This is a genomic window from Streptomyces europaeiscabiei (assembly GCF_001550375.1).
GTDB classification, from domain to species: domain Bacteria; phylum Actinomycetota; class Actinomycetes; order Streptomycetales; family Streptomycetaceae; genus Streptomyces; species Streptomyces europaeiscabiei.
In genome coordinates this window covers 1-2,246 of the sequence record NZ_LRTR01000834.1, presented here as the reverse complement: position 1 = coordinate 2,246, position 2,246 = coordinate 1, and the positions used below count along the sequence as shown (strand labels likewise).

1 protein-coding gene is annotated in these 2,246 nt (G+C 74.0%); it reads left to right on the top strand.

Annotation, left to right across the window (positions count from 1 at the left end):
* Positions 1-2,246: type I polyketide synthase (locus AWZ10_RS42155; RefSeq protein ID WP_159058558.1), on the top strand; the 2,246-nt coding region annotated here is incomplete at both ends.

Below are 2,246 nucleotides of genomic sequence, written 5' to 3'. Positions count from 1 at the left end.
CCCACCACACCACCCATCCACCCCGACCTCCCCACCTACCCCTTCCAAGGCACCCACCACTGGCTCAACACACCGTCGGGCGGCGACCCGCAGTCGTTCGGCCTGCGCCCCGTCGTTCACCCACTGCTGGGCGCCGCGATCCACCGCGCGGACGAGGAGGGTGTGGTGTTCACCGGGCGGGTCTCCGCGGCCACGCATCCATGGCTTGCCGACCACGTGGTGCGCGGGTCCGTCCTGTTTCCCGGAACGGCTTTCGTCGAGGCCGCGATCCGGGCGGGTGACGAGGTGGGCACCCCCTGTCTGGAAGAACTGGTCCTTGAGGCGCCGCTCGTGGTCGCGGCACAGCAGACCGTCAGCCTGCAGCTGACCGTCGGGGCCCCGGATGGGTCGGGACGCCGTGCGGTGAGCGTCCACTCCGCGCCGCAGAGCGGCGCCGAGTCGACGGCCGACCCGCTGTGGTCCCGGCACGCCCGCGGCTTCCTGGTCCCCGCCCTGCCGGATGACACCGACGCCGCCGAAGCGCTGGCGACCTGGCCGCCGCAGGGCGCGGAGGCGGTGCCCGTCGCGGACGCCTACGAGCGGATGGCCCGGGCCGGATACGGCTACGGCCCCGCGTTTCGAGGCCTACGAGCCGTGTGGCGCAGAAACTCGGAGGTCTTCGCCGAGATCACCCTGCCCGAAGGGGAAAGCACCGACGACTGGGGTCTGCACCCGGCGTTGCTGGACGCGGCCCTCCACCCAGACGTCCTGGGCGAGGTGGACAAGGACGAGTCCCAGCCGCTCAGCCTGCCGTTCTCCTGGCACGGTGTACGGCTGCACGCTTCCGGGGCCACCACGCTGCGAGTCCGGCTGACCTGGCCGGAGCCGGAGGGCGTCGCACTGCTCGCCGTGGACCCGGCAGGAGCCCCTGTCGTCTCCGTGACCACCTTGTCGACGCGGCCCATGGGGGAAGGAGCGGCATCCGCAGCGGACGAGACCGTCCGGCAGATGCTGCTGCATACGCAGTGGAAGCCCATGACAACCCCACCCGTGCCGCAGCCCGCGGGCCGATGGCTCGCGGTGGGACCAGATGCCGCGCGTTACGCCTCCGTCCTCACCGACGCGGGCTTCGACGCGCACGGTGTGGCGGACCTGGCGGCGGACACCACGGGGCCCGCGCCCGACACCTTGCTCCTGCTCTGTGACCGTCCCGGGCAGGAAGCCGCCGGCACCGCGGCCGCGGCCCGTGCGCGCGTGCAGGTCGCCCTCGCACAGGTGCAGCGCTGGTTGCGCGACGAACGGTACGAGGCCAGTCGTCTTGTCCTCGCGACCCGTGGCGCCATGGCAGCCGATGCCGCATCCGGCGTGGCCGACCTGGCCGGGGCCCCCGTGTGGGGTCTCGCCCGGACGGTGCAGGCCGAACACCCCGGACGCCTCGTCCTGATCGACCTGGACCCCGAGGCGGACTCCCCCGCCGACGCCGCGGACGTGGCGGGGCTGCGCGCCGCGGTCGCGTCCGGTGAGCCGCAGACTGCCGTTCGCGCAGGCCTTGTGCTGGTCCCCCGCCTGACGCGCGCGGCCGACCTGGCGCACGGAGAACCTCGGACGCTCGATCCCGACGGCGTCACCCTCGTCACCGGCGGGACCACCGGCCTGGGCCGGCTCGTCGCCCGGCACATGGTCGCCACGCACGGCGCCCGCCACCTGCTGCTGCTGAGCAGAAGCGGACCCACAGCCGAGGGCACCACCGACCTGGTCGACGAACTCGCCGCCCTGGGCGCGTCCGCGACCGTCGAAGCGTGCGACGTGGCCGACCGGGACGCCCTGGCCACTGTGCTCGGCGGCCTCGACCGGCCCCTGACCGCCGTGGTGCACAGCGCCGGCGTCCTCGACGACGGGACGGTATCCGGTCTGTCCCCGGACCAGGTCGACGCCGTGTTGCGGCCAAAGGTGGACGCGGCGCTGCACCTGCACGACCTCACGCGCGACGCCGACCTGACGCACTTCGTCCTGTTCTCGTCGGTCGCCGGCACGCTCGGCGGCGTCGGACAGGCCAACTACGCCGCGGCCAACGCCTTCCTCGACGCCCTCGCGGAGCACCGGCGCTCGCTCGGACTGCCCGCCACAGCGGTGGCCTGGGGCCTCTGGGAGGACGGCGGCCTGACCGAGCATCTGGGTGCCACCGACCGCGTCCGCATCGCCCGCAACGGCGTCCGGCCGCTCGCCGCCGAGCAGGGACTGGCGCTTCTCGACGCCGCCGTCGCCCG